This is a genomic window from Hafnia psychrotolerans (assembly GCF_014639435.1).
Lineage (GTDB): Bacteria > Pseudomonadota > Gammaproteobacteria > Enterobacterales > Enterobacteriaceae > Ewingella > Ewingella psychrotolerans.
Window position 1 is genome coordinate 1 of record NZ_BMFZ01000003.1, and the last position, 23,404, is coordinate 23,404.

Sequence of the window (23,404 nt, forward strand, 5' to 3'; positions counted from 1 at the left end):
CGCGCAGAATATAACGAAGAACGTCCGCATAGCTCACTCGGTGATATGCCACCCGTTATCTATGCGAGGCAAAAACTGGCCGGAGATCCTCATTGGCGGTGGTACTAAAAACCGGAGGGACTACAGTTCTACCTGTTACGCATTACTATCAAGCCCACGTTAATGACGCTTGATAATCACTTCATGTTAATACTTTTGCAAACTTCTCAGCTAACTCTACCCCTTTCATCATTTCTTCATTGAAGTTGTCGATGCTCTAGGAAGGAAAAGTCCTGAGGAACACTATTTTATCTCAGACAAATGTTGGTAATGTATTCCTACAACCCTTCTATTTGCTTTGTACTGATGTCGATTATTGCCATTATCCAGGCTGACGGTGCCGGGGGATTTGTCCGTTCGCTGACATGTTGCATTGATTTGCAGCCGCTTACGACCAGCAGAAACATCAGAGGATGGTTTTTTGACGTAACGGCGCGCCGTGGCGTAGTTTATACCCTTCGCCTCACACCAGTCTTTGGGGGATATGTTCGTTATGGCATGGTCGGCGAGGAACTGTTTCTGAATGGCCCCCCAATCCGGTTTTGCCATATTTACTCCATAAAAAAACCGCCCGTAGGCGGCTTAGATTTATCAGAAAGATTTGGCCTTATTGTCCAATCTCCAGCGATGAAGTTCATCAAAAGGAACCCATTCAGTAGCCACAATGTTTATTGTTCCTTGACATGCTTTACTTACAGACTCTGCTGTAACTAAGCTAGGCCAAAGCATCCAAACTACTGTCTCTGCTCCCACATGAGAAGGTATCTTTGAGGTTCGGCTTATTGTGATTCCCTGGATATCGAATGGCGCTGTTTTCTTGAGCTGTTTAGCAAAGGCATCGCCAAGTGCGCTGAGGACATGGCCATTTTCCAAATGCTGGATGTTAGGAACAATAACTAAGATTTCTCCACCAATTTTCTTAGCAAGTTGATGGGACATTGCAAGGCCTTTTTTTACAGCAAGGTCACGATTTTGGACTGTATCCTCGCCGTTTATAACGGAGTGTGTAACAAAGCACGGCATATCAAACTCCTTGTATATTATTGAATACACAGGTTACCGTGTTAGCAACGCTCAAAACAGCGTAATCCCTCATTTTTTAGAGGGACTTAAAAAATTAATTGTTTATATGATTTTTTATCTTTCTGATCCTCGATTTGTCTATATTTCACTGCCCCGCAAATATCACACCTAAATAATTGTTCCTAATAGTAGATCACTTCCGGAACTTACACCAAATTGAAGGTACCCCTCAATATTGAAGTGTTTAAACGACAATCAAAGATCCAGCTTTTCCAGCAATATTCGTCTGTACACATTAGTCTGCCGTTTGATGAAGCCTGTCTTTTTATAAAGCTCATTTGCTGCTACACGTTCTGAACGGGACGTCAGATCAATATAACGTGCTCCGTAGGTACGTGAGTAAACAATAGCAGAATGAAGTAATTCAGAGGCGATCCCTCTTCGTCTGAACCGGGTACCGACAATCACGTCTTCAATAATACACTTCTTACCCGACAGCAGTGTTACGCAAACTAATGTCAACATACCCGCTGGTGCTGGTATTGCATCGTCATAAGCCACAAATATTTGTACCGGTTCAGAGTTAATAATTCCTTTAAGAACATGGATTTCCAGATCTGATGCTGTTTCTGACAGCTCAGACAGTAAATTCGTCAAATCGGAAACCAGAGTCTCAGTTACTGATGAAAGACGTTCAACCCTGATGTTTTGCATTCCAGCACCGCTCCTGTGAGTTTGCTTATATGGCTGCCCATATTCAGGCAGTAGCGTATTTTTTCAGGAACTCAGTCCCGGTTGCGGGATCTGACCAATCGTCAGAGACTCCAAATCACCAGCCGGACTGAGCAATGCCAATTATAGCTTTCATTTCCCGTACTGAACGATGCATGATGCAGAAAACTATTCACAGAACAAAGGATAAAAACCATGCCCGCAGACTGACCGCCATGCTGATGCTGCACCGGGGCGACAGTGTCAGCCATGTTGCCAGAACACTCTGTTGCGCCCGCTCATCCGTGGGGCGATGGATTAACTGGTTTACGTTATATGGTGTGGAAGGCCTGAAATCCTTACCCGCAGGGCGTGGCCGCCGCTGGCCGTTTGAACATATCTCTGCACTGCTGCGTGAACTTGTAAAATATTCTCCGGGCGATTTTGGTTATCAGCGTTCACGCTGGAGCACGGAACTGCTGGCGATAAAAATCAGGGATATAACCGGATGTCCGTTACATTCCTCTACGGTTCGTCGCTGGCTGCCCGCTGCTGGTCTGGTATGGCGCAGAGCTGCCCCCACACTGCGTATCCGTGATCCGCACAAAGATGAAAAACTGGCGACGATAAACGAGGCACTGGCACAGTGCAGCCAGGATCACCCTGTGTTTTACGAAGACGAGGTGGACATCCATCTTAATCCTAAAACCGGCGCAGACTGGCAACTACGGGGTCAACAAAAACGCGTGATAACGCCGGGTCAGAATGAAAAATACTATCTGGCAGGCGCACTGCACAGTGGCACGGGCAGAGTCAGCTATGTGGGAGGCAGCAGCAAGAGTTCATGGCTTTTTATCAGCCTGTTGCAACATCTGAAGGCGACTTACAGGCGGGCAAAAACGATCACGCTCATCGTTGATAACTACATCATCCATAAAAGTCGTAAAACACTGGGCTGGCTAAAAGAGAACCCGAAGTTCAGGGTGATTTACCAGCCGGTTTACTCACCATGGGTGAATCATGTTGAACGCCTGTGGCTGGCATTGCACGAAACTATTACCCGTAATCACCAGTGCCGCTCAATGTGGCAATTGTTGAAAAAAGTCCGTCACTTTATGGATACCGTCAGTCCGTTCCCTGGTGGAAAACATGGACTGACAAAAGTGTAGCGGTATTAGGATCACTTATTTAGCTGTTTAAGGTGATCCTGCTTGGCCTGAATACGCTTATTGAGCTCGGCTAATAAGTGAGGGCGAATAGCATTGACAAATTCATTGTCCTGATACTGCGACTGAACCGTTACCCCTAACCCGCCGCCAGCAGCAACAATGTCATGCTCACGCTTAAGTTCGCCTATCTTCTGCAACAAACCGTGCGCCTGGCTTAAATTCTTAACGTCCATCGCTCCACCTATTTGAGTTTGCACTGCTTCACCACATCCGTGATGTAGCCCTGAAGGTACTGGATCACTTGGTCGTCTTTGATGGCGCTGGCTCGGAGATCGAGAACAGCCCGTCCACCAGCGCCAGAGAGTTCGACTTGTGCTGCATCGCCCACGCCGCAGGTGCCGGAAGTGCTGTTCCTGATGAGCTGACTGGTGGCGAGATTTGCTGCTGCGATGCGCACCCGGCGAGCACCAGAAGCGACATCAGCGCGCAACTTCTCATTTTCGGCCTGTTCATCTGCTAATTCCTTTGTGTGCTTGGCATCAAGCGCCGCCAGCGCAACCTGTGCCGCTTCGGTGCGTTTCTTCTGATTGGTCAGGTCAATCAAGGCCTGATCGCTGATCTTCCTCAGCTCTGCGGTGTGGGACTGTTTCAGAGTGGCCACGTCAGTATCCCAGCGCATGCCTTCAATCCACCAGGCCAGTGCCAGACCCGCGATGAAAGCCAGTGCAATCGAAAAGTTGTTATTCATCCAGCCCCCAGCATGTCAGTTCACTTTCCTGATCACGCCGGATGACTTGGCCTGAGCAGTTATTCGACCGAATTCGGCAATCCTTCCCGCCGTCCCAGATCCATCGCTTAATTTCCGCGCACGCCCCGAGGCGGTCACCTGCGTTAATTTTGCGGTAGAACGTCGAGGGAAAGCATTTGCCGGGACCTATGTTCCAAGGACAGAATGACGCGATCCCGACTTTCTGTGGGGCTGTCAGCAGGATGTGAATGTTTTTATCAACCCACGCCAGCGCTTTGGCTTGCTCTACCTTGTCAATGGCGTCGCACTGTGTCTGCGTCAATTTCATGCCCTTAACGACTGGCTGATTATTAACTCGCGTCACACCACCACATATTGTCCATACACCGCCCTGATCCGGATAAGCAATCAGCCTGATACCTTCTTTTTCTTTCTGAAACTGAGCCATCATGGTTGGAGCTGAAGCACCTGCAGCAATCAGCGCCAGCATGGCTGCGCTAAGTTTCGTCTTTAGGTTTGCCACATCAGACCTCGCTGGTTTTCTGAGAGAGGTCGTTAACTACCTGAGCGGTTGCTGATGGGTTTTTCGCATCGACCTTATCGGCGATTTCTTGGAGTATCCGGGTACGCTTCATCTGTTCGCGACGATTCAGGAAATACGTCAAAGCAGTAAAGAGCGCCCCTATGAGCACGCCAGCGATAAAGCCCCAATCCTGAAGGGATAAGCTTGCAAAGAAGGCCGTAATTCCAGCACCACCGTATGTAGCGTTACTGTATTTTTCGTCCATTTTCATAGTCTCCCCCTCCGGTCATCCGGTTGGGTGCGTAGTCGAGAGGAATTTAGCGGCGCAGTCCGTTTGCGAAAGGATGAGTGGTTTGCTGATTAACTGGCCGCCAAAACGAGAAAAGGCCGCCAATTTGGCAGCCTTACATAAGTCATTTATATTGACGTTAATAATCAATATATGGATATCAAATGAAGAAAATTATCTTTGTGGCACTAATGTTAGCCAGCTTCTCAAGCGCAGCTGCCTATGAAAATTGCAGAGTGGCTAACGGATCGGTAATGAGCTGTGCCGGCTGGGCTCAGTCAGGCTCTGAACCGGTGCTACAAGCTGATGGCTCTTATCACGAATGCACTATAAGTAATGGGCAAGTAACCAGTTGCAGAGGATGGTATCAGGGATCAGCCGCCATTATGCGAGAGGGTAGCTACCGCAGTTGTTCGATATCAAACGGACAAGTAATGAGTTGCGGTTCCTGGTATCAGGGTGATGCAATCATCGGACGTTGAAACGAAGAAACCTTATCGCTGTTGCTGCCCTACACGAATCGAGGGCATAAAAAAGGCCCACCTAAGTGAGCCTAATAATTTGATATTTTTACTTTTTTCAGTGAAATGGTGTTTACTTAAATAAGTAGGAACACCTATAATGATTGCATCAGCAAGACGCTGAAACAGTAAAGGCCTCACCGAAGCGAGGCCAGTATGAGGAAAGGGTTATGATGAAGTTAATCATCATTCTGATTGTTCTCTTAGTTGTAAGTTTCGCCGCTTACTAAGACAGTCAGAAGGAGGGGAGAAATCCCCTCCACCCTAACCACAAATTTAGGAGTTTTTCATGGCACAGTCAAGAGTCGACATTCAGCAGAAAAGCGACGATAAGCGCGGTGTTCGCGCAAAATCATACAAGCTACCAGTATCAACTATTGAGCTGATAGAGGCATTGTCTAAAGAGACGGGAACACCACAATCAGCAGTGATATCAAAAGCTGTCGAGCTATTCGCTGAAAGTCTGAAAAAGTAATGCTGGTACATGGCATGGCAAAGGGATTTGCCTGACCAGTGATGATCGGGGCTTCTTATTATGCTTTTCATTTACCGTAAATTTCTCGCCACGTTTGGTTGTATCGTTCTTTTTCCAACTCCACACCCAACGCGAAACGGCCAAGCTTAATAGCTTCTTTTATCGTGGAACCTGACCCCATGAAAAAATCAGCCACTACGTCTCCCGGTCTACTGCTGGCGTTGATGATATCTCTCATCATCTCTGCAGGCTTTTCGCATGGATGCTTGCCCACGTAATAAGGAACTGACTTATAGGTCCATACGTCGGTAAACGGCACTGCTGACGAAACGGTGAATGGTCGGCGCAATCGCTTATGTTCTTCCACCAGCTCCGCATACTGCCGAGATAAGGAATGATATTCCTCATTCAACTGATGGTGAGGAAGGGCCAACTCTTGCCGGACATGTTTTTCCCGCGCTATACGCTCAAATAACCCCTGAAGCGCCAAGTAGTCCTTCTCGCTGGGTAACTGCCACTGGCTTTCACTGAACCAGTGCGATGCCATCTGTTTACCGGTAGCCTGGTGAATATCGTTCGACGTGATCCCCAACGCTTTCCGGGCATTGCTAAAATAGTCGACCAGCGGTTTGAGGGTATTCTTGCGCTGTTCCTGGCACTTTGCGTAATAGCTTGAAGCTTTGCCTCTATACGGCCCGCTGTAATGTTCCGCGAAGAGGATCCGCTCAGTGGCCGGGAAATATGCCCTCAAGTCTTCTTTGTGTTGCCTGTTCCAAGGACCGGAAGGCTTGGCCCAGATGATGTGATTGAGGATTTTAAAGCGCTCACGCATAAGCAGCTCGGTGTCAGCCGCTAACCGTGATCCGCAAAACACATACAGGCTGCCAGCGGGTTTCAATACTCGCCCGAACTCAGCTAACATTTCATCAAGCCAGGCAATGTAAGCTGATTCATCTGGCCACTGATTGTCCCACTTATATGACTTAACCCTGAAATACGGGGGATCCGTTGCTATCAGGTCAATGCAGTCATCCGGCAAGGTTTTGATGTATTGGAGTGAGTCAGCACAAATTAAATTTATACTGTTTAAATTAACAGTGTTTTTCATAGATCAGAGACGCCCTTTTTGATAGGCTCCATTTGCTGTGTGCACATCAGCAATGGGCCTCGGTTCGCTCGTGACCAAGTAACGGGCGAATGGCGTGCAGGATGTATCAGCATCCTGTACGCCGCCCATTCCACAAACAAAAAAGCCCCGGCGAGTGCCGAGGCTTAAAATCATTGGGTTATTAAAACCCCATCATTAGGAGAAATCTATTACAATTTTGGCAAGAATGCAACTAACACGTCGCTAAAATTGACGATAAATGCAAATTATGCGGCCATCGTATCGCCGCGAGTGATTCTCATGAACTGCGCATCTGCTTGGGATTCCTCGGCCTCACAGCGGCTGATCAGCTCTTCGTATAAAGGTTTCCAATTCAGCGACCATGTGCGCTGAGGCAACTCAGGCAGCAATGCATTTACCGCCCGATAGGCGCGCGATGACGGGGAGGCTTTCAAGCCAGTGCCATGGCAACGCGGACATTCACGTTCATCAGGCTCGCTGAATTGCTCCTCTGCAAACCCCATCAAGGCATAATCGCAAACGACTCCCCCGCCGTTCGCCAGCGCAATGGCAGCGACTTTCCGGCGGCCCTTGCATTGCGGGCAGCGCGCGTGAGGATCATCTGCCGTACGGCAATAAACTTCCACCGCCTGACCACAGAGGACCAGCATGGCCTGCGCCATACGTCGGCCAGCCACTTTCCCGATCGTCACAGGCGCTATCTTCATGGCGATCTGCGCCAGCAGCTTCACGGCCTTATCCCTGCTCTGCCGGTCTTTCATGTGTTTTGCGAAGAACAGAGCAAATCCCAGTTCAGCGCGTGCCTGCGCCATACCCAGAGCAGCCATCACATCGGTACCGGTCAGGGCAGCAGATGCTGTCGCGCGCGATGAGTCACTGATCATCAGACTTTTCGGTGAAAAATGCTTTATAGCTGCTTCGAGATTCATGCTGTTTCTCCAATAATTATCTGACCGGTTTCACCCCAAACCTTTGAGACACGGCCGTCCCAGATCCGGCAGTCGTCTTCGAAAATCGCATCAAGCAATGCTTTTTCCAGATTGTCTTTGTCTGGCTTCTGCTGGTGAGGCTTGCCAGCCATTTCTGTCTTTTTCTTTTTGCTCCAGCTGGCGGGCATCGGCAAAACAAACGTGACGTGCCAGCCGCAATCAGGCAGTGAAATCTTATTGAGTCGCACCTCGTCACAGAACGCGCGATAACGCAGCACAGGCGGCCGCTGTTTCCAGCGGTCTCTCTGCGTCATTCGAGGCTTTGGAATGGGCGTTATCGCGTAGGTTTTCATCAGGCTCCCTGTTGTGCTCTAAGTTGCTGGTATTCACAGCGCGCCGGAATGGTCAGCCGGAAACCGCGCTGATGCGCCCAGGCATCGACTTGCTCGAGGTACATAGTCATTTCACCGGTATCGAGCAACTTGGTTGATTTCACGTACCGGGTTTCGCCCATTACCGTGATCGCCTTTGGCGGGCAGTAAATCTCTTTCAGGTATTCGTGCAACTGCTCACCCGTGAACGTGCCCTTTCCGGCTTTCGCCACTTGGCCAGCGATTTCACCGTTCCATTTCCAGAGCAGCGCGTTCTGGCTGAGTGAACGTTTGTCATGCCACTCTTTGATGCTGACGCGATAGCGCTTACCAGATGAGACAAGCTCCTTCAGCACAGGCCAGAGCTGCGCCTTAGTGGTTTCGTGCAAGCAGAAGTCATCCATCAAAAATCCTCCTTCCCATAGCGTCGGCCTGCAGCTGCTGGCGATGACTGGCGCTGTTTGCACATCTCGGCAGCGTGCGCCTGATCCGTTGGCTTGAAGTGGCCGTTTTTGAATTGCTGGTAAACGGTACCGAGCTCACCAAAACGGTTCTTGGTCACAATGATTTCAGCGAACGGCGCGGCAGGACTTTCCGGGTCATACACCCCTTCACGGTAAAGCATATAAATCCCATCGGCGTCCTGCTCGATGCTCCCACCGTCGCGGAGGTCAGAGTTAACCGGCCGCTTCTGGCCTTTCGGCCGTTTCTCCACGTCACGGGACAGCTGGCTGAGAGACATCACCGGCGTCTTCAGGTCTTTCGCCATACGTTTCATGCCGCCGGATATGTGGGCGATGGCCAGATCGTTTCGTTCAGCGCGCGGCTTCTCGATCAGGCCGAGGTAGTCGCACAGGATGAGTGATAGATTTGAATATTTCCGTTTGTGCCGTTCAGCAATCGCCCGGATCTGCTCAATGGTCAGTTTCGACGCATCAACCACCCACACCTGCAGGCCAGAGAGGCGCTTAATGCCCATCGATATGCGCGCCCAATCCTCGTCGTCCATCCGTGACGGCTTACGCAGTGAGGAAACAGGCATGTTGGCAGCGCCAGCCAACTGACGCTCTATGACCTGCTGCGCGCTCATTTCCATGCTGAAAATCAACACGCCGCGTGGGATTTCCTCTTCCCCGATGCGAATGGTGCTTTCCGCCACGCCTTCGGCCACGGTCAAAGCAAACTCGGTTTTGCCCATACCAGGACGCGCCGCAACGATGATCAGATCCTCGTTGTTCAGGCCACCGGTGATTTCATCCAACTCAGGAATGCCGGTTTTCAGTGTGTCCGACTCCTCGCCGTTCAGGAGGCGATGCTCGAGCAATTCGGCATATGAGCCCATCAGCTCATCGATGTGAACGGGCTGAACCTCATCCGCCGGCCGGTTGATGCTCATCACCTGGCTGACAAATTCCTGAATGGTATCAATCGCCCGCTCATGGTTATTCGCGCCGGTGATCTGGTCATAATAGGTTTCCATCAGCTGGGAGAACTGACGGATCTGAGAAAACTCGCCGACGATGCGCGCATAGCCTTTCAGATTTGCCGCGGACGGGCATTGCCGCATGGTTTCCATAACGTTAGCGAACTGGTCATTTCCCATTGCCTCGGCCACCAGCAAGCTGTCGATCAGGCCGCGATTGTTGGCCTGGCGCTTAATTTCTTTGTACGTTTCACGATAGAACGGCACAGAGAAAGCCTCATGGCTGAGAGTGGCCAGCACATCCGCCGCGTCTGGGGTATAGCCGTTTAGCAACAGCCCACCGACCACGCTCGCTTCGATATCCGTATTAATCACAGCGTCCCCTCCCGTACCTTGCGCAGCGTCTCCGGTTTGATCAGGTAATCAAAATTGGCGCGAAAACCCGCTCCGTCCGCCCCGCCGTAATGGAATTGGCGCGCATTTGCCAGAAATGCAGCGAAATATGCCCTGAATCCCTGAGGTGTTTTTTTAGCGAGGTAACCGGCCAGTTCGCGGATAGCAATTTCACGGTCGCGATACAGCTCTGCTGGTGCCAGATGACCTGCTGTAACTTCGTTGTAGGCATCGATGACAGCCTGACAGTCGATATCGACAAAGGTTTTCTGCCACAGCGTGGCGTCTGACAGGTAGCTTCAAACCGGCTCACGCGGCAGATGTTGGCAGGCTTCGCCACGGTGTTATTTCGGCGCTTCCACGACATCACTACCCAGCGAACGACCAACTGCAGGTCTTGCAGGGTGTAGGCGTTGCGAGACTTGGTTTCAGTCAGCAGCACGGCGAAGGGTTCAGCAGAACGGCAACTGCCATCGGTGAGTTCGTTGTAATACTCCAGAGCCTGTTTTGCTTCTGCCAGAACCTGTTCTGAAAACGCCTTCCCGTTTTGCCCCTCGGGGGCTTTAGGGGGATCTGTTTTTACTGTCTTTGGAATAAAGAGACGTTTTTGTTAGGACCAAACTGGCGCCCTTGCTGAAGAAGAACATTCATTTCAACCAGTTGAAGTTTTGCTTCGTTGCAGCGCTTCACAGGTAGCCGTGCTATCTCAGAAATTTGCGAATCGCTGATCCGGTCCATTTTTTTATTCCAGCCATAAGTCAGCCTTAAAACGGCCAGCAGCACTTTGAATTGACGCTTGGTTAAATCAGCGCCTGCGTATTCTTCTAAGAGCATATTTGCCAGCCGGAAATACCCATCTTCGGTATCAGCCACGCGACGCTCCTCACGCTGTTCTTTAGCGCGAAATTGAAGGATTTCAGCCGTGCTATTCATCTGCCTTGACCTCATGTTGCGCCAGCACCTTGCGCCACTCGGCTGCAAGGCGTTTCTGGAAAGCTTTAGGGGCCGCCCCGATGGGGTCAGCAGGTCTGACAAAGTCATAGCGAGTAACTTCTCTTGCTGGTTGCGCTGAACGCTTGTTCTTGTGCATAATGGATAAAACCTCAGTGGTTTTTAAAGAAGTGATGGCCGTACTGTTCGCGCAGTGCGGCTTTTCTTTTGGTTCGAAATACCCCATCCCCACGCCCTCAATTAAATCCGATGGGTTCCGGGCGCATGCGCTCAGCCTTCATCCCGATCTCAGCCAGGGTTTCCATTGAGAACAGATAATCCCGACGGACCAGCACGGCCTCGGGTGGCGCCAACTGAATACCCAGCGCTGCAAGGAACTTGCAGAACTGCTCTATATGCCCCTGCTTCCAGCGACTAATGGTCGATTCATCAATCCCGAGTTGATCAGCAATAGGCTTCTGCCCATGCAGTTGTAACTGCCTCAAAACAAGCAGCTCCATTTCACGAGGCTTGAGTTTCGGCATCTCTGAATTGCGTGTTGTTGCAGTTGTTTCCACTTATCATCTCCTTGTTGTTTATTAATGCGCTTTCAAATTCAGACCGCATGGCCTGGCTCTGGACTAATAGCTTTGCGTTCCGTGAGATACTAATTATTAATAGCCTGCACCCACGAGGCTGAAGCACGCACAGCGGCGAATACCAAGTTCTCTTTGGTTACGGGCGGGATAGTCAAAAACTCTTGTGTTGCTGCTTCAATCTGTTTCGCCTTTCCCGGTGAAGCACGGCGAAACCCGTAAGCAATCTGGTCAAGGTAACCAACAGAGGTATTTGCCAGGAGGGCTAGCCTTGACCATTCATCAGAGCTGGCTTCCTTTCTCCATCGGAGCAAATCGTTACTCATGGTCTTGTCCTCATGATTGAATTAGAGGCAAGTTTATCTTTATGATAAATTTACTGCAACTTGTATTTATCATTTTGCATATTTATCGCATTGCTAAATAATGTGAAGATTGATATATGGAAACTAAAGATATTCGGCGAGCAAATCTTGCAGCCCTTTTGAAAACCCATCTCGATAAGAACCCGGGATCAACTCGAGCTGAATTTGCAGAGTTGTGCGGGCTTGCACCAGCTCAACTTAGTCAGTTAACGGGAGAGAAAAACTTTCGAAATATTGGCGGAAACTTGGCGAGGAAAATTGAGGATTCTCTTGGACTTCAAACTGGTTGGCTAGACTCGCTAAGAACTGAAATTCCTGAAAATAAAAATAATATCTCTTACATTGGCGTCAGAGAAAATAAGGGAAATTTCCCACTAATCAGCTGGGTAAGCGCAGGAAGCTGGTTGGAGGCGGTCGAGCCATATAGAAAAGAAGAAATTGAAGTTTGGCCCGAAACGACCGTAGACGCTAGTGAGGGTTCTTTTTGGCTTCGAGTAAAAGGTGATTCAATGACATCACCGGTAGGCTTTACCGTGCCCGAAGGGGTGATCATCCTGGTTGATCCGGGCAAAGAAGCTGTAAGCGGTAAGTTGGTCGTTGCGAAACTTGAAAACGAAAACGAAGCCACATTCAAGCAGTTCATGGTCGATGCTGGTCGCAAGTACCTCAAAGCATTGAATCCCCATCACCCGCCGACGATTGTCAACGGTAACTGCAAGATAATCGGCGTTGTGGTGGATGTTAAGTGGGAACACATCCCCTAGCCATTGGTCTGAAAAGGCTTTCGGGTGAGAGGTCGCAGAGATGCGGCTGAAGGTTTTACGGCGTTTGCCGGTGGGTTATATACAGCATCCGTGCACCTGGCAAAGATCGGGGCGCTTATACGTTTAGCCAGGTGGGTTGGAGAAAAACATGGAGCAATTTCCTTTAGCATTGATAGCACATGAAATTGAAGGGAATGTTATTCATCTTCGAGCAAAAGATGGATACATAAACGCCACTTCAATGTGTAAATCAGCAGGTAAATTATTTGCTGACTATACAAGGTTGAAAACGACCGGAGCATTTTTGAACGAGTTGTCTTCCGATATGGGAATTCCCATAACGGAATTAATTCAATCATTTACCGGAGGAAGGCTGGAAAATCAGGGAACTTGGGTACACCCTGATATTGCTATTAATTTGGCGCAGTGGCTATCACCGAGATTTGCTGTTCAAATATCCAGATGGGTAAGAGAATGGATGACCGGCGGGAGGGGGCCAACAGAATTACCGGTACATTTGAAAAGGTACATGGTTAACAGGCCAAGAATTCCGCACACTCATTTCTCAATCCTAAATGAATTAACGTTCAACTTAGTAGCCCCCTTAGAACAAGCTGGTTATACACTTCCTGAAAAAATGGTTCCGGACATATCCCAAGGCCGCGTATTTTCTCAATGGTTAAGGGATAACCGAGGCGTAGAACCTAAAAGCTTCCCTAATTACGAACATGAATATCCTGATGGTAGAAAATTCCCAGCAAGATTGTATCCAAACGAATATCTAGCTGACTTTAAAGAACACTTTAACTCAGTCTGGTTACCGAAACATGCTCCTAAGTACTTTAGCGAACGCGATGCCAAAGCTTTAACACTCATTGAAAGAATACTTCTTCCTGATCTGAGCAAGTGAATCCACCCGGCCACGTCGCCGGGTTTTTTGTGCCTGTCATTTAGACCATCCCTCTGCATTTCGCTTAACTTCCAACTCTGCCACTCTTTCAAACTGCTTTAATTTTCTTAAGATCACGCATAGTTGACGATATCCATGGTGCGCCGGAGCGTAGAATTCATCTGATATATCAGGCTCACTAATATTTCGATTTATTTCACTCAGCACTTTCAGATCTTCATGGTGCTTATCGCGCATAGCCTTTATAACTAAAGGAGCCATAGCTATTTGCTGCTCGCAGAGGCTTATCGCTTTCTTCAGGTTATTACCCTCCCCCCTTAGCTTGTAGTGTTTCTTGATTTTTTCCTGCAATCCAAAATGGGTTTTGATTAACTGCTCGCTCGAAAGCCCCTTCAACTTGCCCAACCATTCCTGTAGTTCCATTCGCGCCCTCCTTACAAAACTCACTCAATCTTACGTCCGTACCTCTGATTTTTGCTAGGTGTGATGAGTTACGTCTGAAGAAAATCAAAAATAAATTATCAAATTAATCATAAAGATAATTTTACCGATTAAGAAATTTATCATTTTGCTATTGCCAATAATTTATCATTTAGATAAAGTCACTCCATCAAGACGGCAGGACGCCAACTAAGCAGCACGCGATGAGGTGAGCGATGTAATCACTTCCGGCCCCGAGAGGGATCGACCGAAAATTAGCTCTTTAAGGAAGAAGTGTTTTTACCACTGCCCCTGAATCTCGGGGGCTTTGGCAAGACCATTGTCACAACGTAAAGGTAGGAGGATAGATTGAAAAACATGCTTCTTATTGAAGATGATGAAACGAATGAATTATTGGTAATTCCGCATTCATCAATCAGTTATCTGATAGCGAAAAAAACTGAACAGCAAGGTGAGTTCACCCTGCTTGTATTGAACAACGGGAAAACACAGATGCTCGACATGCCGATAAAAGATGCGTATGAGCTGTTTTTTAAGAACCGTTAGAAGTCTGTTCTGGGCGGGTTTTTCTTCCGCAATTCACCATATTTATTGCTGACCAGCCAATAAAATTCTGGGTAAACCTCATCGTACTTCCAGAAGAACAGATTAGGTGTATCTAGCCCTTTTTGAGTGCTCAAAAAGGCGAGTGTCAATTCTTGGGCTAATTTCTGGTGAGGATCAGAATTTTCCATCGAGGTTTCCATGTACGAAGTAAAAAATTTAACCGTCTTATTTCTTGAGGACGACGATTTCCAAAACCCCAATGTTACGATCGGGTCCGGCGCTTTAAAAGAAAATGTCGATAAGGCATCTCTTGATGCAGAGGTCATGATTTACAAAAACGTCATCATTAAGAACCGTTTTGGCAATGCCGCGAAATTCCCATTCATCCCATCACTCCCTCAATAAATAACGGCAATAAAGCCCGGAGTACCGCAGCAGTTCATTGGGCTTAAAAGTAAAGGCGGTGGATAGCTGGGCATCATCCCAGCACACAACGGCATGCCCATTCATTCCCTTACTCATTGTTCGTGCGTATCCGTGGATACAGGTGAGTGGGCATGGCCGTTGTGTCGGTAGCATAAAAGGCAATGCGCGGGGTTCCCTACCCCGGATCTGGTTCGACTCCAGCCGCACGACTCTCTAACAACTCTCCATGCTGTGTGTTTGCCCTCTCCTCGAGGGCTTTTTTTCATCCATCGCAAAGAAGCCTGCCATTCACCGCGGGCGTTTTGTCATGGGCCAAAAAAGGAGCTGCTATGCAGATTATCCCCAAGTTATCGAGAGAACGCCTCGCCGCGCTACCGCCAGGTACACCGCTGCGAATTGGCCGTCAGTTAGTGACGTTCAATGAATGCCGCGCTGATACCGTTTTCTATACCGACCAGGCAGGCACGCCACGCCAGTTTGCTGAAGCCATTATCTGCGCCTCAGCGACTGAACATGTCGAGTCACAGATGTGCGACTACTGCGGCAAGTTCCGGCTGCCGGCCGATTTACAGCTGATAGTTGTTGAGCAGTATCGCGGTTCGAAAACTCACACCGTCTGCAAAGAAGGTCTTTGCGCCTACATGTTGCAGATGCAGAAACGCACAAAACCGGCACCAACGATGCGCGGCGCCAGAGGTAAGACATCATGGAAATGAACACAGCAAAAAAGGTGCAGTACCGTCACAAGCTGACTGGTGAGGACGTCCGCAACTGGCACCCACTGACAGCTCGCGGGTTCTGGTTCCCTGCTGCGATGCTTCTGATCGTAACGGTTGTCCTGTTATTGGCCGATGCAGTATGCCAATGACTCAAAACGCGCCCGATGAGGCGCAGGTAACCGAGGACCTGATCCTCTCACTGTGCGTCGCCCGACGCATATCTCCGGCAAGCCTTGAACGACTAGCTATTCGACTGGCTCACATTGAGGCAATTCTTGATGCCCAAACCGACGCAGGAAATCAGCATGCTCACATTTAGAGTGATCGACACGGAAACAACTTCGTTCGAGGGCGGCATTGTTGAAATCGCCAGTGTAGACATCGTAAACGGTGAAATTTGTAACCCCACCAGCGACTTTGTACGGCCTTCTGAGCCTATCAGTTTTGAGGCTATGGCAATCCATCACATCACAGAGGAAATGGTCGCAGACGCGCCGCCGCTCGACGCTGTGATTGATAAGTATCTCGGTGCTGACGTCTACGTTGCGCACAACGCCGCATTCGACCGTGAAAAACTGCCAATGATCGCCGGACCATGGATTTGCACGTTGAAACTGTCCAGAAAGCTCTGGCCGGAAGGCGGTCACGGTAACCAGTACTTACGTTACGCAAAGGACATCAACCCTTACGTGCCTGAGGGCCTCTACCCTCACCGCGCGCTTTATGACTGCTACGTCACCGCTGCGATTCTGCTGCGGATGAATAAAGAGGCGCGCTGGACAATTTCGCAGATGCGGGAAATCACAAATAGCCCGTCTCTGCTCCACGTGATGCCGTTCGGCAAGCACAAAGGAAAAACCTTTGTCGATATCGCCGCCATTGATGCCGGTTACTTCCGCTGGCTGCTCGGCCAGTCAGATGTATCTGAGGATCTGGCGTTCACTGTTAAGCAAGCCATGGGAGCAATGTTCTGATGGGTACTCCAGTATTGATACTCGGGGACTCCGGCGCGGGTAAGTCGTACAGCCTGCGCAACTTTGTGCCAGAAGAATGCCTTCTGATCCAATGCATCCCCAAACTTCTCCCGTTCCGCTCGAAAGGCTGGCGCATCAACGGCCAGCCTGATGCCGACGGCGTGGCCCAGCGCGGGAACGTGTTTCGAACCGACGACTGGAACGAAGTGCAGGACAAAATCCAGCGCATGGTTCTGTCAAAAACGCGGAAGGTGCTCATCATCGATGACTTCCAGGTGGTGATGCAGCACGAAAACATGATGCGCGCCTACCAAACGGGCTACACCAAGTTCACTGAAATGGCGGATCACGTCTGGCGGATCATCACGGCGGCCACGCAGCTGCCGGACGACGTTCGTGTTTACTTTCTGGCTCACACAGAAGAGAGCGAAGGCAAAATCCGCATGAAGACCGCTGGGAAGATGCTCAACGAAAAGCTGACACCGGAGGGGTACTTCTCCATCGTTCTGCGCGCCATTAAGAAGGACGGCAAGCACGTCTTTCTGATCAAGGGTGACGACAACGATACCGCCAAAGCACCACCCGATTTATTCCCTGACCTGTCCGAAATGGACAATGACCTCAAAGCTGTGGACGTCGCGATCTGCGACTTCATGTCTGATTCTTTAGGAGCAACAATCTGATGCAACCAATGAGTTTTAAATTCGACGCAGAAGCCGCTAAGAAAGCTGGCGCAGGCATGGGTATTTCCGAGAATGGTGCCTACGAAGGCGTCATCACCTCCGCTATTTACACCTTCGGTAAAGATGGCAGCCAGTCGCAGGGGCTGGAAATCAGCTTCGATTCTCACGGCGCGAAAGCAAATTACCTGCGCATCAACTTCCTCGGCCGCGATGGCGAGCCTACCTTCGGTATGGGCCTTATCTCCGCGCTACTCTGGTCTGCGGGCATTAAAGAAGCCGCACCTATTCAAATCCAGGGGCCTGATGGTCCTGAATGGCATAACCAAGCGTTGGAAGGTAAACCCGCTGGTCTTGTTCTGCAAAAAACGCTCTATACCAAGAACGACGGCGGCGAAGGCTACAAAATGGAGATCCGCCAGGTATTCAAATGTGGCACGCGTAAAACCTACGCTGAGCACGCGGAAAGCTCCCCACCTGAAGCAGTCGATAAGTTAGTCGCCCTATTGAAAGATCGTGATGAGCGGGATCCGAATGCCGCCGCTACTGGTCAGCGCACAACCAGCGGCCAACCACCGGCCAACCCTTACGCACAGCAGGCTAATCAGACGCAGACCTCACGCCTGCAGCAAGCCGCAGCTAATCGCCAAAACAACGTACCTCAGCAGCAGGTTCCAGACTTCGACGACGACATCCCCTTCTGACCCACCCGCCCGTCCGGGCGTAAGCGCTGGCAATGAAAAAATACGCTGACAACCACCAATGCAAAACAAAAGCGGAGGCCGTCGAGTATGCCGTCGCCCAGTTCGAAGGGTTGAAAGCAGGTAAGCCAGTCCGGCGTCCGGGCTGGCTTTATCTCGACACGCTCGACGAGATAGAACGACGGGCGAAGCTAAAACAGGAAAAAGATGATGCGAACTAACAGCTATTCAGCAGCAATGTTCATGTCATGGGTGCTAAGCCAAGGGATATTGACCTGCCCATTCCCTAACGTTCACCCGCTCAACGCCAGGGAGTTCAGCAACTGCTACAACATGCTGAAAGACTTCCCGCTACTGGCAACTGAGCTTAAGAGAATGGCCATGTATTCCCGCGAATGGCGTGCCGTAGTTCAAAACTGGGAAGAGTGGACTGAATTAATGATCAATGGCCGCCTCGCCAAACTTTCAGAATTGATGACCGTCACGTTCATTCAACTCAGCATGCCAGCACTCAGCGCCCAGATTGATTTAACGACATGTATCGCAGGACCAAAGCGTCGAAATATTCGCGGTGGTCACGGCAGCTTCCATCTCTCAGATGAAGATAGGGCCTTTATCCAGAAATCACGGGGACGCCTGTCGCTTAAGCGCATTGCCGCAGTTTTAGACCGTCCTTACCCCACAATAATGAGAAATGCGAAGCTTTTATAGGGAGACCATCCATGAAAGAGCCCCCAGTTTCATTAGTCATGGGCGGCGTGAGCGCCTATTGGGACGGCAGGCAAGTTACTTGCCGATGTCCCTCTTATGATTTCCCTCACAGGTTCACCGGCGGCAGATGTAACGGCTACCACATGGCGAAAAACTGCTTCGAAAACCGCCTCACCTGTCAGGGCTGCAACTGCCTTCACTCCGATGGCTGCGATGTAATTAACGAAACCGAAAGCCCGGCTGAATGCCTATACGTGCTGGACTTCTGCGCCGACTACCAAATCAAGTTACCGCACTGATTCATCAATTAGATGATCGATCATTAATTTCCGCTCCATTAACGAACGGACCGCTCTGGCCTGTGCGTAGGTGAAAATTCATGAAAATTGAGACCTCCTAATTAAAGCAACTGGTAATCACTGGGCTTGAAAATCTGGACCCGCATTGCGGCATGACCTGCAAAATATCGCTCGGACACGGATATGAAGGCATTTCAACAATCACCCGAGAAACCAACCAAACGACAGTTCTTTTTCTGTAAATCGGAAAAGCCCTAGGCGTTGATGTCGTCATGCTCGTAGATAAGCTTGAACATTACGCTGCAATTAATGGAGAAATTGAAAAATAATGAGGCACCAACGAAGAAATTTTTAAAATGGTATAATAAAAACTCGATTAACCATTGAGAAAAAATATGAATATCGATGCGGTAGAGATGATTGACCCTGCCCTATTGAAGGGGTATATGGATGCAAAATATTCAGAAAATTCAAAAGGATTTGTTGATCGTTTAATAATCACAGACCAAAGAATGTTCATGCTATGCAATGGTTTAATTGGACATTCATTCAAGTTCAGATTTAAAAGCACTGGGGAGGGTAGATTTATTTTTGAAGGATTGGAAAACGGAGAATATTTTTTCAAGGCTACCCCTTCTTAAATTAATTTCTAATTAACTCCTTTCAAAGCCGCTTAATAGCGGTTTTTTTATGCCTGGAGAAAGCCATGCGACACATCATTCGCGGCCAGCCCACGCTTGCCGAACAGTGCGCGGCCGATGCTGCTCTCACTGCCCACCAGCAGAAATACGGCGATTACGCCCGATCTAAAAATTGCGAAACGTACCAGGTTAGCGTCGCTGACCGAACCTATTCAATCGAGGTGATGAACCGTAAAGCGTCTTATGTGGCCACGGTCATGAATCACCATCGCTCACTATCGAAAATTTGCGAGGTACCGGCCTGATGTATCAGCTCATCTATGTAGGTCCGCCGTGGCAGTAAAGCAACAAAATCAGCAACGGTGCCGCTGGAGTTCATTACAACACCATGACTCTGGAAGACATCAATCGCCTACCAGTCTGGTCTATCGCCGCAGACAGAGCGGTACTTGCGATGTGGCATACCGGCAATTTCGACGACGACATTCCGTTCTAGCGCGAGCGGCGCCAGCCCGTTCAGGGCTGGTCATTCCCCTTTCTATAGAGGCTATCACCATGCCTAAAGCCAAAACACAAACCGCTATCGTCGTGCGTAACGACGGCCAGAAGTGCGTGAAAATACACATGACCGCAACGACGTGGCCCGTAGTTTTACTACCGCGACACCGGCCAGCGCGGCGGCGGGCACGGTCGGGCAAGATTGCTGCTGGACTCCATCAAGCCGATCGAAGCGCCAGGTGCCAAGTAATCGCCAACGGGTTACTTGTTATCACAACTCACCCGACCCCAGCAGATTAAGTGAAATTGGCATTAGAAAATCTACTAATGAGAAATGTCGTATTCATTGAATAAAGTAGTATGATTTATTCCCCCGTATAACAAATGAGAAAAATAAAATAATGGACGATATGACCTTACTAACTATATATGATTCTTTTCATAAACTGGCCGACAGTATAAGTGCTTCACCATCAACAAATGCTGCAATAATCATATCTAGTATAAGTGGTATTTCTGGGGTTTTACTTGGATTTGGAGTGCAGTGGTACAAGGAGAACGCATCTCGCAACGAGACAACAAGAGAAGCAAGTAAACTTATTGATATCGAATTGAAAAACATCCTTGAAGATGCTAAAACAGCAATTAAAGCAAGCAGTTACTTGCTAGATAATCATCCCAACAGGGATGCAACAAAGTTCTTAGTTCCAACACCAATTCAGCGTACATTTTATGACAATTACTTCTTTCGCATCGCTCTCACTATGGAAGAAAATAAACGCAGGAGTATAATGGAATCTTATGCTCAAATGTCTGAATACAACAACGACACAGGCTTTATTGATAATTTAACTAACCGTACTCAAGATGAAATATTATATGGTTACGAGTATCTAATGTGGTTGGCTGCTTCGGCTTACAGACATGCTGAAAACAGCTTATCAGAAAAACCAAGCGCAGACGTTGACATTGATCATGCTAAGCTGGCGATAGAATTACAATTTGAATGCAAGTATTTAGAAACTAAACGGCAGCTTTAATTTTTCAACTCAAATTTAATTATGTGCGTATTTTCGCCAGAGTTGACACATAAAAACCACTAATCTGAGGATTTTACCCCTACCGATCCTTAACGCTAGTGGCATATTTCTCCCAATAATGGTGGGCATTTGTCTTACAACCTTTCTGACCCACCACGCGAAGATATGAACAAAATCAACGTAACTTAGCTGCAGGTGGCTTTGTCTTTAAAGAGCCATACAAGATGCCAGTGCTAGCTGAGATTATAGAGCGTGCGCAACCTGAGCATCTGCTTAAATACTTCAGGGAACGTTTCGCACATCACAGAGCGAAGAAGGCAATGCTGGGTAAGATGGATGTTGAGCAGCCTAAATGATTAGGAGGTCGTGTGGCTAAACCCGAAGAACCTTATCGGTGGTTAAAGGTAGAAAGCTATGAAGTGAAAAGCACATCAGGTAAGAGAGGCAAAATTCACATTAGGCCACTTCCTAATCAATGGGCAGCCGAGATGCTACAAGTCGAATGTTCAAAAAAACTATCCAAGAATTATCCCGTAGGAACCAGATTTGAAATACTCGCAAAGCTGACTGATCGAGAGGACGGTGGTGAATATATCTACAGTTCGTTTCGATGGGATTTTAAAATGATTTAAATGGCCGCACAGAATGCAATTAAGCACGATTGCATGAACCTAAGGCTATTAATCGCGCACGTATAATTCCCAATAAATGGTTTCCCATTTTAGCTTACGAAAAAATAGGAATATAAATGACTAAAGTATTGGTTGAGGCATTTGGACTCTTACTGGATGCTTCCGTTTCGAAATCCACAAGGCCGAGCAATGGGGCTTTTACGACCATAACAAGCTTAGTAGTCCCGAAAACAAAGCAAAGTACAGAAATTTTCACTGGGTGGAGGCAAGATACTGGAGTTTACTTCTCAAGTAACGATGGATGCTCTGGTGATTACTTTCTTATTGATGAGACACCTACCGAATATCACTTTGTAACTCGTTGAGAACAACTGAATACAAATAGGCTGCCAATCGGTGGCCTTTTTTACGCCTGGAGAAAACCATGCACCTCATCATTCGCGGCAACCCAATCTCCTATCAACAAATGAGGAAATGAGGATGGCTGATTATCCTACTGGGGTAGAGAACCACTGCGGATTACTTCGCGTGTGGTTCATCTATCAGGGGCAAAGGGTTAGGGAAAACCTTGGCGTCCCGGACACAGCAAAGAACAGGCGCATGGCCGGTGAACTAAGGGAATCGGTTCGCTATGCCATAAAGATAGGCAATTTCAATTATGCAGCACAATTTCCCGGGTCGAAGAATCTGCATAAATTTGGGGTGGCTCAACAAAATGTGACTGTGACTCAACTCGCTGAAAAATGGCTGACACTGAAGGCGATGGAGATAACTAAGAACGCGATTAACAGGTATCGGTCTTATATAAAGATATGTTCTGAAATTATCGGAGAGGAGAGGCTCGTTTCATCTATAACAAATGAAATGGTACTTGGCCTAAGGCGGGAGCTACTAACAGGTTTTCAACTGGCAGGCATTCATCAGAAGACCAGGCAATTGAAGAAAGGGAGATCAGTAAGAACGGTAAACGTCTATATGTCATGCTTTGCGGGAATGATGGAATTTGCCGTGGCAAATGGCTATGTGGAACGCTCGCCATTGAAAGGGATCTCGCCACTGAAGAAGAGCAAGTCAGAGCCAGACCCTCTAACCAGAGATGAGTATGCCCGGCTGATAGAAGTTGCACCGTCACTTCAGATAAAGAACATCTGGCGTCTGGCGGTGAATACAGGGATGAGGCACGGAGAAATATGCGCACTGGCATGGGAGGACATTGACTTGCAGGAATGGACAATAACCGTCAGTCGCAATATGGCCGTGGTTAACCACTTCACGCCACCGAAGACAGAAAGTGGGAATCGGACGATTAAGTTGACGAACGCAGCCATTGAGGCTTTGAAGGCGCAGATGGCACTGACAAGAATGGGTAAGCAAATTAAGGTTGATGTTCACCTTCGCGAATTTGGCAGAATTCGAAAAGATGATTGCACCTTTGTATTCTCCCCTCGCCTTTCCGCTCGTAACGGGATGGGAGGAGACTGGTACTCACCAGGGGTATTCAGCGGAACGTGGAATTTCGCATTGAAGAAGGCAGGCATTCGCCATAGGAAAGCATATGAAACTCGGCATACTTTCGCGTGCTGGGCGTTGAGCGCCGGAGCGAATCCGAACTTTGTTGCAAACCAAATGGGCCACACATCTTCACAGATGGTGTACAGCGTTTACGGGAAGTGGATGAGCGAAAACAACAACAACCAGATGGACATTTTAAACGCAGGATTTGCGGGTGATGCCCCGCATATGCCCCGTGCCATATCACAGTGATGAAAATTTCCCTTTACTTCAAAT

The 23,404-nt window shown here is 48.6% G+C and carries 38 protein-coding genes and 1 pseudogene; 20 read left to right on the forward strand and 19 right to left on the reverse strand.

All coding sequences use genetic code 11. The features are described 5' to 3' along the window. Positions 1 to 108, forward strand: a 108-nt coding sequence (locus IEV89_RS05750) for an integrase core domain-containing protein (protein ID WP_188471404.1), incomplete at its 5' end; no start/stop codon positions are given. Positions 109 to 438: 330 nt separating this feature from the next. On the opposite strand, the pseudogene IEV89_RS21645 reads toward IEV89_RS05750, so the two are convergent. The 3 genes and pseudogenes from IEV89_RS21645 to IEV89_RS05765 all read right to left on the reverse strand — a co-directional run. After that, positions 439 to 588: pseudogene (locus tag IEV89_RS21645) on the reverse strand (terminase small subunit); the annotation flags it as partial. Positions 589 to 630: 42 nt separating this feature from the next. Continuing rightward, on the reverse strand, positions 631 to 1,062 hold the full coding sequence (locus IEV89_RS05760) for a hypothetical protein (protein ID WP_188471408.1): 432 nt from the start codon (positions 1,060 to 1,062) through the stop codon (positions 631 to 633). 255 nt (positions 1,063 to 1,317) lie between these two features. Continuing rightward, complete coding sequence (locus tag IEV89_RS05765) at positions 1,318 to 1,776, reverse strand: GNAT family N-acetyltransferase (RefSeq protein WP_188471410.1); 459 nt, start codon at positions 1,774 to 1,776, stop codon at positions 1,318 to 1,320. Between the two features lie 134 nt (positions 1,777 to 1,910). Here IEV89_RS05765 and IEV89_RS05770 point away from each other — a divergent pair, with 134 nt between their 5' ends. Next, positions 1,911 to 2,942 (forward strand): IS630 family transposase, encoded by a 1,032-nt coding sequence (locus IEV89_RS05770; RefSeq protein ID WP_188471412.1) that lies wholly within the window; start codon positions 1,911 to 1,913, stop codon positions 2,940 to 2,942. Positions 2,943 to 2,953: 11 nt separating this feature from the next. On the opposite strand, the gene IEV89_RS05775 is transcribed toward IEV89_RS05770, so the two are convergent. Genes IEV89_RS05775 through IEV89_RS05790 form a run of 4 tightly spaced genes read right to left on the reverse strand, consistent with a single transcriptional unit; the run spans position 2,954 to position 4,484 of the window. Continuing rightward, positions 2,954 to 3,175, reverse strand: coding sequence for a hypothetical protein (locus tag IEV89_RS05775; protein WP_188471414.1), 222 nt, complete (start codon positions 3,173 to 3,175; stop codon positions 2,954 to 2,956). Positions 3,176 to 3,183: 8 nt separating this feature from the next. Next, positions 3,184 to 3,690, reverse strand: a complete 507-nt coding sequence (locus IEV89_RS05780; RefSeq protein WP_188471416.1) for a lysis protein — start codon at positions 3,688 to 3,690, stop codon at positions 3,184 to 3,186. After that, positions 3,683 to 4,213 carry a lysozyme gene (locus tag IEV89_RS05785; RefSeq protein WP_229746394.1) on the reverse strand — a complete coding sequence of 177 codons (531 nt, stop codon included), beginning with the start codon at positions 4,211 to 4,213 and terminating at the stop codon, positions 3,683 to 3,685. The genes IEV89_RS05780 and IEV89_RS05785 overlap by 8 nt, the downstream gene beginning before the upstream one ends. A 1-nt stretch (position 4,214) precedes the next feature. Further along, positions 4,215 to 4,484, reverse strand: a complete 270-nt coding sequence (locus IEV89_RS05790) for a phage holin family protein (protein ID WP_188471418.1) — start codon at positions 4,482 to 4,484, stop codon at positions 4,215 to 4,217. Positions 4,485 to 5,193: 709 nt separating this feature from the next. On the opposite strand from IEV89_RS05790, the gene IEV89_RS05795 reads away from it, so the two are divergent. Both IEV89_RS05795 and IEV89_RS05800 read left to right on the forward strand, forming a co-directional pair. After that, positions 5,194 to 5,253 carry a type I toxin-antitoxin system Ibs family toxin gene (locus IEV89_RS05795; protein ID WP_188470380.1) on the forward strand — a complete coding sequence of 20 codons (60 nt, stop codon included), beginning with the start codon at positions 5,194 to 5,196 and terminating at the stop codon, positions 5,251 to 5,253. Between the two features lie 59 nt (positions 5,254 to 5,312). Next, the gene (locus IEV89_RS05800) at positions 5,313 to 5,498 is read left to right on the forward strand and encodes a ribbon-helix-helix domain-containing protein (protein ID WP_188471420.1); all 186 of its coding nucleotides are present in this window, start codon (positions 5,313 to 5,315) and stop codon (positions 5,496 to 5,498) included. A gap of 67 nt (positions 5,499 to 5,565) precedes the next feature. On the opposite strand, the gene IEV89_RS05805 is transcribed toward IEV89_RS05800, so the two are convergent. From IEV89_RS05805 to IEV89_RS05850, 10 genes are all read right to left on the reverse strand, one after another. Further along, positions 5,566 to 6,606 (reverse strand): DNA-methyltransferase, encoded by a 1,041-nt coding sequence (locus tag IEV89_RS05805; protein ID WP_188471422.1) that lies wholly within the window; start codon positions 6,604 to 6,606, stop codon positions 5,566 to 5,568. Between the two features lie 266 nt (positions 6,607 to 6,872). After that, on the reverse strand, positions 6,873 to 7,556 hold the full coding sequence (locus IEV89_RS05810) for an antitermination protein Q (RefSeq protein ID WP_188471424.1): 684 nt from the start codon (positions 7,554 to 7,556) through the stop codon (positions 6,873 to 6,875). Continuing rightward, positions 7,553 to 7,909, reverse strand: a complete 357-nt coding sequence (locus tag IEV89_RS05815; protein ID WP_188471426.1) for a RusA family crossover junction endodeoxyribonuclease — start codon at positions 7,907 to 7,909, stop codon at positions 7,553 to 7,555. The genes IEV89_RS05810 and IEV89_RS05815 overlap by 4 nt, the downstream gene beginning before the upstream one ends. Beyond that, positions 7,909 to 8,331 (reverse strand): NinB/YbcN family protein, encoded by a 423-nt coding sequence (locus IEV89_RS05820; RefSeq protein ID WP_188471428.1) that lies wholly within the window; start codon positions 8,329 to 8,331, stop codon positions 7,909 to 7,911. The genes IEV89_RS05815 and IEV89_RS05820 overlap by 1 nt, the downstream gene beginning before the upstream one ends. Next, positions 8,331 to 9,722, reverse strand: coding sequence for a replicative DNA helicase (locus IEV89_RS05825; RefSeq protein WP_188472384.1), 1,392 nt, complete (start codon positions 9,720 to 9,722; stop codon positions 8,331 to 8,333). The genes IEV89_RS05820 and IEV89_RS05825 overlap by 1 nt, the downstream gene beginning before the upstream one ends. 43 nt (positions 9,723 to 9,765) lie before the next feature. Continuing rightward, entirely contained in the window at positions 9,766 to 10,185 is a 420-nt protein-coding gene (locus tag IEV89_RS05830) for a hypothetical protein (RefSeq protein ID WP_188471430.1), read from the reverse strand. A gap of 137 nt (positions 10,186 to 10,322) precedes the next feature. Next, positions 10,323 to 10,676 carry a replication protein gene (locus IEV89_RS05835; RefSeq protein ID WP_188471433.1) on the reverse strand — a complete coding sequence of 118 codons (354 nt, stop codon included), beginning with the start codon at positions 10,674 to 10,676 and terminating at the stop codon, positions 10,323 to 10,325. After that, positions 10,669 to 10,920: a hypothetical protein gene (locus IEV89_RS05840; RefSeq protein ID WP_188471435.1), complete on the reverse strand. Its 252-nt coding sequence runs from the start codon at positions 10,918 to 10,920 to the stop codon at positions 10,669 to 10,671. Before IEV89_RS05840 ends, IEV89_RS05835 begins: the two co-directional genes overlap by 8 nt. 10 nt (positions 10,921 to 10,930) lie before the next feature. Next, positions 10,931 to 11,251: a CII family transcriptional regulator gene (locus IEV89_RS05845; protein ID WP_373283359.1), complete on the reverse strand. Its 321-nt coding sequence runs from the start codon at positions 11,249 to 11,251 to the stop codon at positions 10,931 to 10,933. 89 nt (positions 11,252 to 11,340) lie between these two features. Further along, positions 11,341 to 11,595, reverse strand: coding sequence for a transcriptional regulator (locus tag IEV89_RS05850; protein WP_188471437.1), 255 nt, complete (start codon positions 11,593 to 11,595; stop codon positions 11,341 to 11,343). A gap of 116 nt (positions 11,596 to 11,711) precedes the next feature. On the opposite strand from IEV89_RS05850, the gene IEV89_RS05855 reads away from it, so the two are divergent. Together IEV89_RS05855 and IEV89_RS05860 are read left to right on the forward strand one after the other, a co-directional pair. Then, complete coding sequence (locus IEV89_RS05855; protein ID WP_229746395.1) at positions 11,712 to 12,398, forward strand: LexA family protein; 687 nt, start codon at positions 11,712 to 11,714, stop codon at positions 12,396 to 12,398. A 148-nt stretch (positions 12,399 to 12,546) separates the two neighbouring features. Then, the gene (locus IEV89_RS05860) at positions 12,547 to 13,308 is read left to right on the forward strand and encodes a KilA-N domain-containing protein (protein WP_188471439.1); all 762 of its coding nucleotides are present in this window, start codon (positions 12,547 to 12,549) and stop codon (positions 13,306 to 13,308) included. 36 nt (positions 13,309 to 13,344) lie between these two features. On the opposite strand, the gene IEV89_RS05865 is transcribed toward IEV89_RS05860, so the two are convergent. After that, positions 13,345 to 13,731: a hypothetical protein gene (locus IEV89_RS05865; protein WP_188471441.1), complete on the reverse strand. Its 387-nt coding sequence runs from the start codon at positions 13,729 to 13,731 to the stop codon at positions 13,345 to 13,347. A 366-nt stretch (positions 13,732 to 14,097) separates the two neighbouring features. On the opposite strand from IEV89_RS05865, the gene IEV89_RS05870 reads away from it, so the two are divergent. Continuing rightward, a complete protein-coding gene (locus IEV89_RS05870; RefSeq protein ID WP_188471443.1) occupies positions 14,098 to 14,295 on the forward strand; it encodes a hypothetical protein in 198 nt (65 codons plus the stop codon). Here the strand turns inward: IEV89_RS05870 and IEV89_RS05875 are convergent. After that, positions 14,292 to 14,483, reverse strand: a complete 192-nt coding sequence (locus IEV89_RS05875) for a hypothetical protein (protein ID WP_188471445.1) — start codon at positions 14,481 to 14,483, stop codon at positions 14,292 to 14,294. The genes IEV89_RS05870 and IEV89_RS05875 overlap by 4 nt on opposite strands. A gap of 10 nt (positions 14,484 to 14,493) precedes the next feature. Here IEV89_RS05875 and IEV89_RS05880 point away from each other — a divergent pair, with 10 nt between their 5' ends. The 13 genes from IEV89_RS05880 (at position 14,494) to IEV89_RS05950 (ending at position 23,380) form a co-directional block, all read left to right on the forward strand. Then, the gene (locus tag IEV89_RS05880) at positions 14,494 to 14,700 is read left to right on the forward strand and encodes a hypothetical protein (protein ID WP_188471446.1); all 207 of its coding nucleotides are present in this window, start codon (positions 14,494 to 14,496) and stop codon (positions 14,698 to 14,700) included. A 350-nt stretch (positions 14,701 to 15,050) separates the two neighbouring features. Further along, the gene (locus IEV89_RS05885) at positions 15,051 to 15,437 is read left to right on the forward strand and encodes a hypothetical protein (protein ID WP_188471448.1); all 387 of its coding nucleotides are present in this window, start codon (positions 15,051 to 15,053) and stop codon (positions 15,435 to 15,437) included. A gap of 148 nt (positions 15,438 to 15,585) precedes the next feature. After that, positions 15,586 to 15,759 (forward strand): hypothetical protein, encoded by a 174-nt coding sequence (locus IEV89_RS05890; protein ID WP_188471449.1) that lies wholly within the window; start codon positions 15,586 to 15,588, stop codon positions 15,757 to 15,759. Further along, positions 15,746 to 16,414 carry an exodeoxyribonuclease X gene (gene exoX, locus IEV89_RS05895; protein WP_188471452.1) on the forward strand — a complete coding sequence of 223 codons (669 nt, stop codon included), beginning with the start codon at positions 15,746 to 15,748 and terminating at the stop codon, positions 16,412 to 16,414. Before IEV89_RS05890 ends, exoX begins: the two co-directional genes overlap by 14 nt. Beyond that, the gene (locus IEV89_RS05900) at positions 16,414 to 17,097 is read left to right on the forward strand and encodes a DEAD/DEAH box helicase family protein (RefSeq protein ID WP_188471454.1); all 684 of its coding nucleotides are present in this window, start codon (positions 16,414 to 16,416) and stop codon (positions 17,095 to 17,097) included. The genes exoX and IEV89_RS05900 overlap by 1 nt, the downstream gene beginning before the upstream one ends. After that, complete coding sequence (locus tag IEV89_RS05905; protein ID WP_188471456.1) at positions 17,097 to 17,798, forward strand: single stranded DNA-binding domain-containing protein; 702 nt, start codon at positions 17,097 to 17,099, stop codon at positions 17,796 to 17,798. Before IEV89_RS05900 ends, IEV89_RS05905 begins: the two co-directional genes overlap by 1 nt. Positions 17,799 to 17,830: 32 nt before the next feature. Further along, the gene (locus tag IEV89_RS05910) at positions 17,831 to 18,016 is read left to right on the forward strand and encodes a hypothetical protein (protein WP_188471457.1); all 186 of its coding nucleotides are present in this window, start codon (positions 17,831 to 17,833) and stop codon (positions 18,014 to 18,016) included. Then, a complete protein-coding gene (locus IEV89_RS05915) occupies positions 18,003 to 18,506 on the forward strand; it encodes a helix-turn-helix domain-containing protein (RefSeq protein ID WP_188471459.1) in 504 nt (167 codons plus the stop codon). The genes IEV89_RS05910 and IEV89_RS05915 overlap by 14 nt, the downstream gene beginning before the upstream one ends. A 694-nt stretch (positions 18,507 to 19,200) precedes the next feature. Continuing rightward, a complete protein-coding gene (locus tag IEV89_RS05920; protein ID WP_188471461.1) occupies positions 19,201 to 19,446 on the forward strand; it encodes a hypothetical protein in 246 nt (81 codons plus the stop codon). A gap of 65 nt (positions 19,447 to 19,511) precedes the next feature. Then, a complete protein-coding gene (locus IEV89_RS05925; RefSeq protein ID WP_188471463.1) occupies positions 19,512 to 19,751 on the forward strand; it encodes a DUF4060 family protein in 240 nt (79 codons plus the stop codon). Between the two features lie 594 nt (positions 19,752 to 20,345). Then, positions 20,346 to 20,984: a hypothetical protein gene (locus IEV89_RS05935; protein WP_188471465.1), complete on the forward strand. Its 639-nt coding sequence runs from the start codon at positions 20,346 to 20,348 to the stop codon at positions 20,982 to 20,984. Positions 20,985 to 21,208: 224 nt separating this feature from the next. Then, positions 21,209 to 21,340, forward strand: a complete 132-nt coding sequence (locus IEV89_RS21655; RefSeq protein ID WP_229746396.1) for a DNA polymerase III subunit theta — start codon at positions 21,209 to 21,211, stop codon at positions 21,338 to 21,340. Positions 21,341 to 22,096: 756 nt separating this feature from the next. Continuing rightward, positions 22,097 to 23,380 carry a site-specific integrase gene (locus IEV89_RS05950; RefSeq protein ID WP_188471469.1) on the forward strand — a complete coding sequence of 428 codons (1,284 nt, stop codon included), beginning with the start codon at positions 22,097 to 22,099 and terminating at the stop codon, positions 23,378 to 23,380. Positions 23,381 to 23,404: the final 24 nt, after the last annotated feature.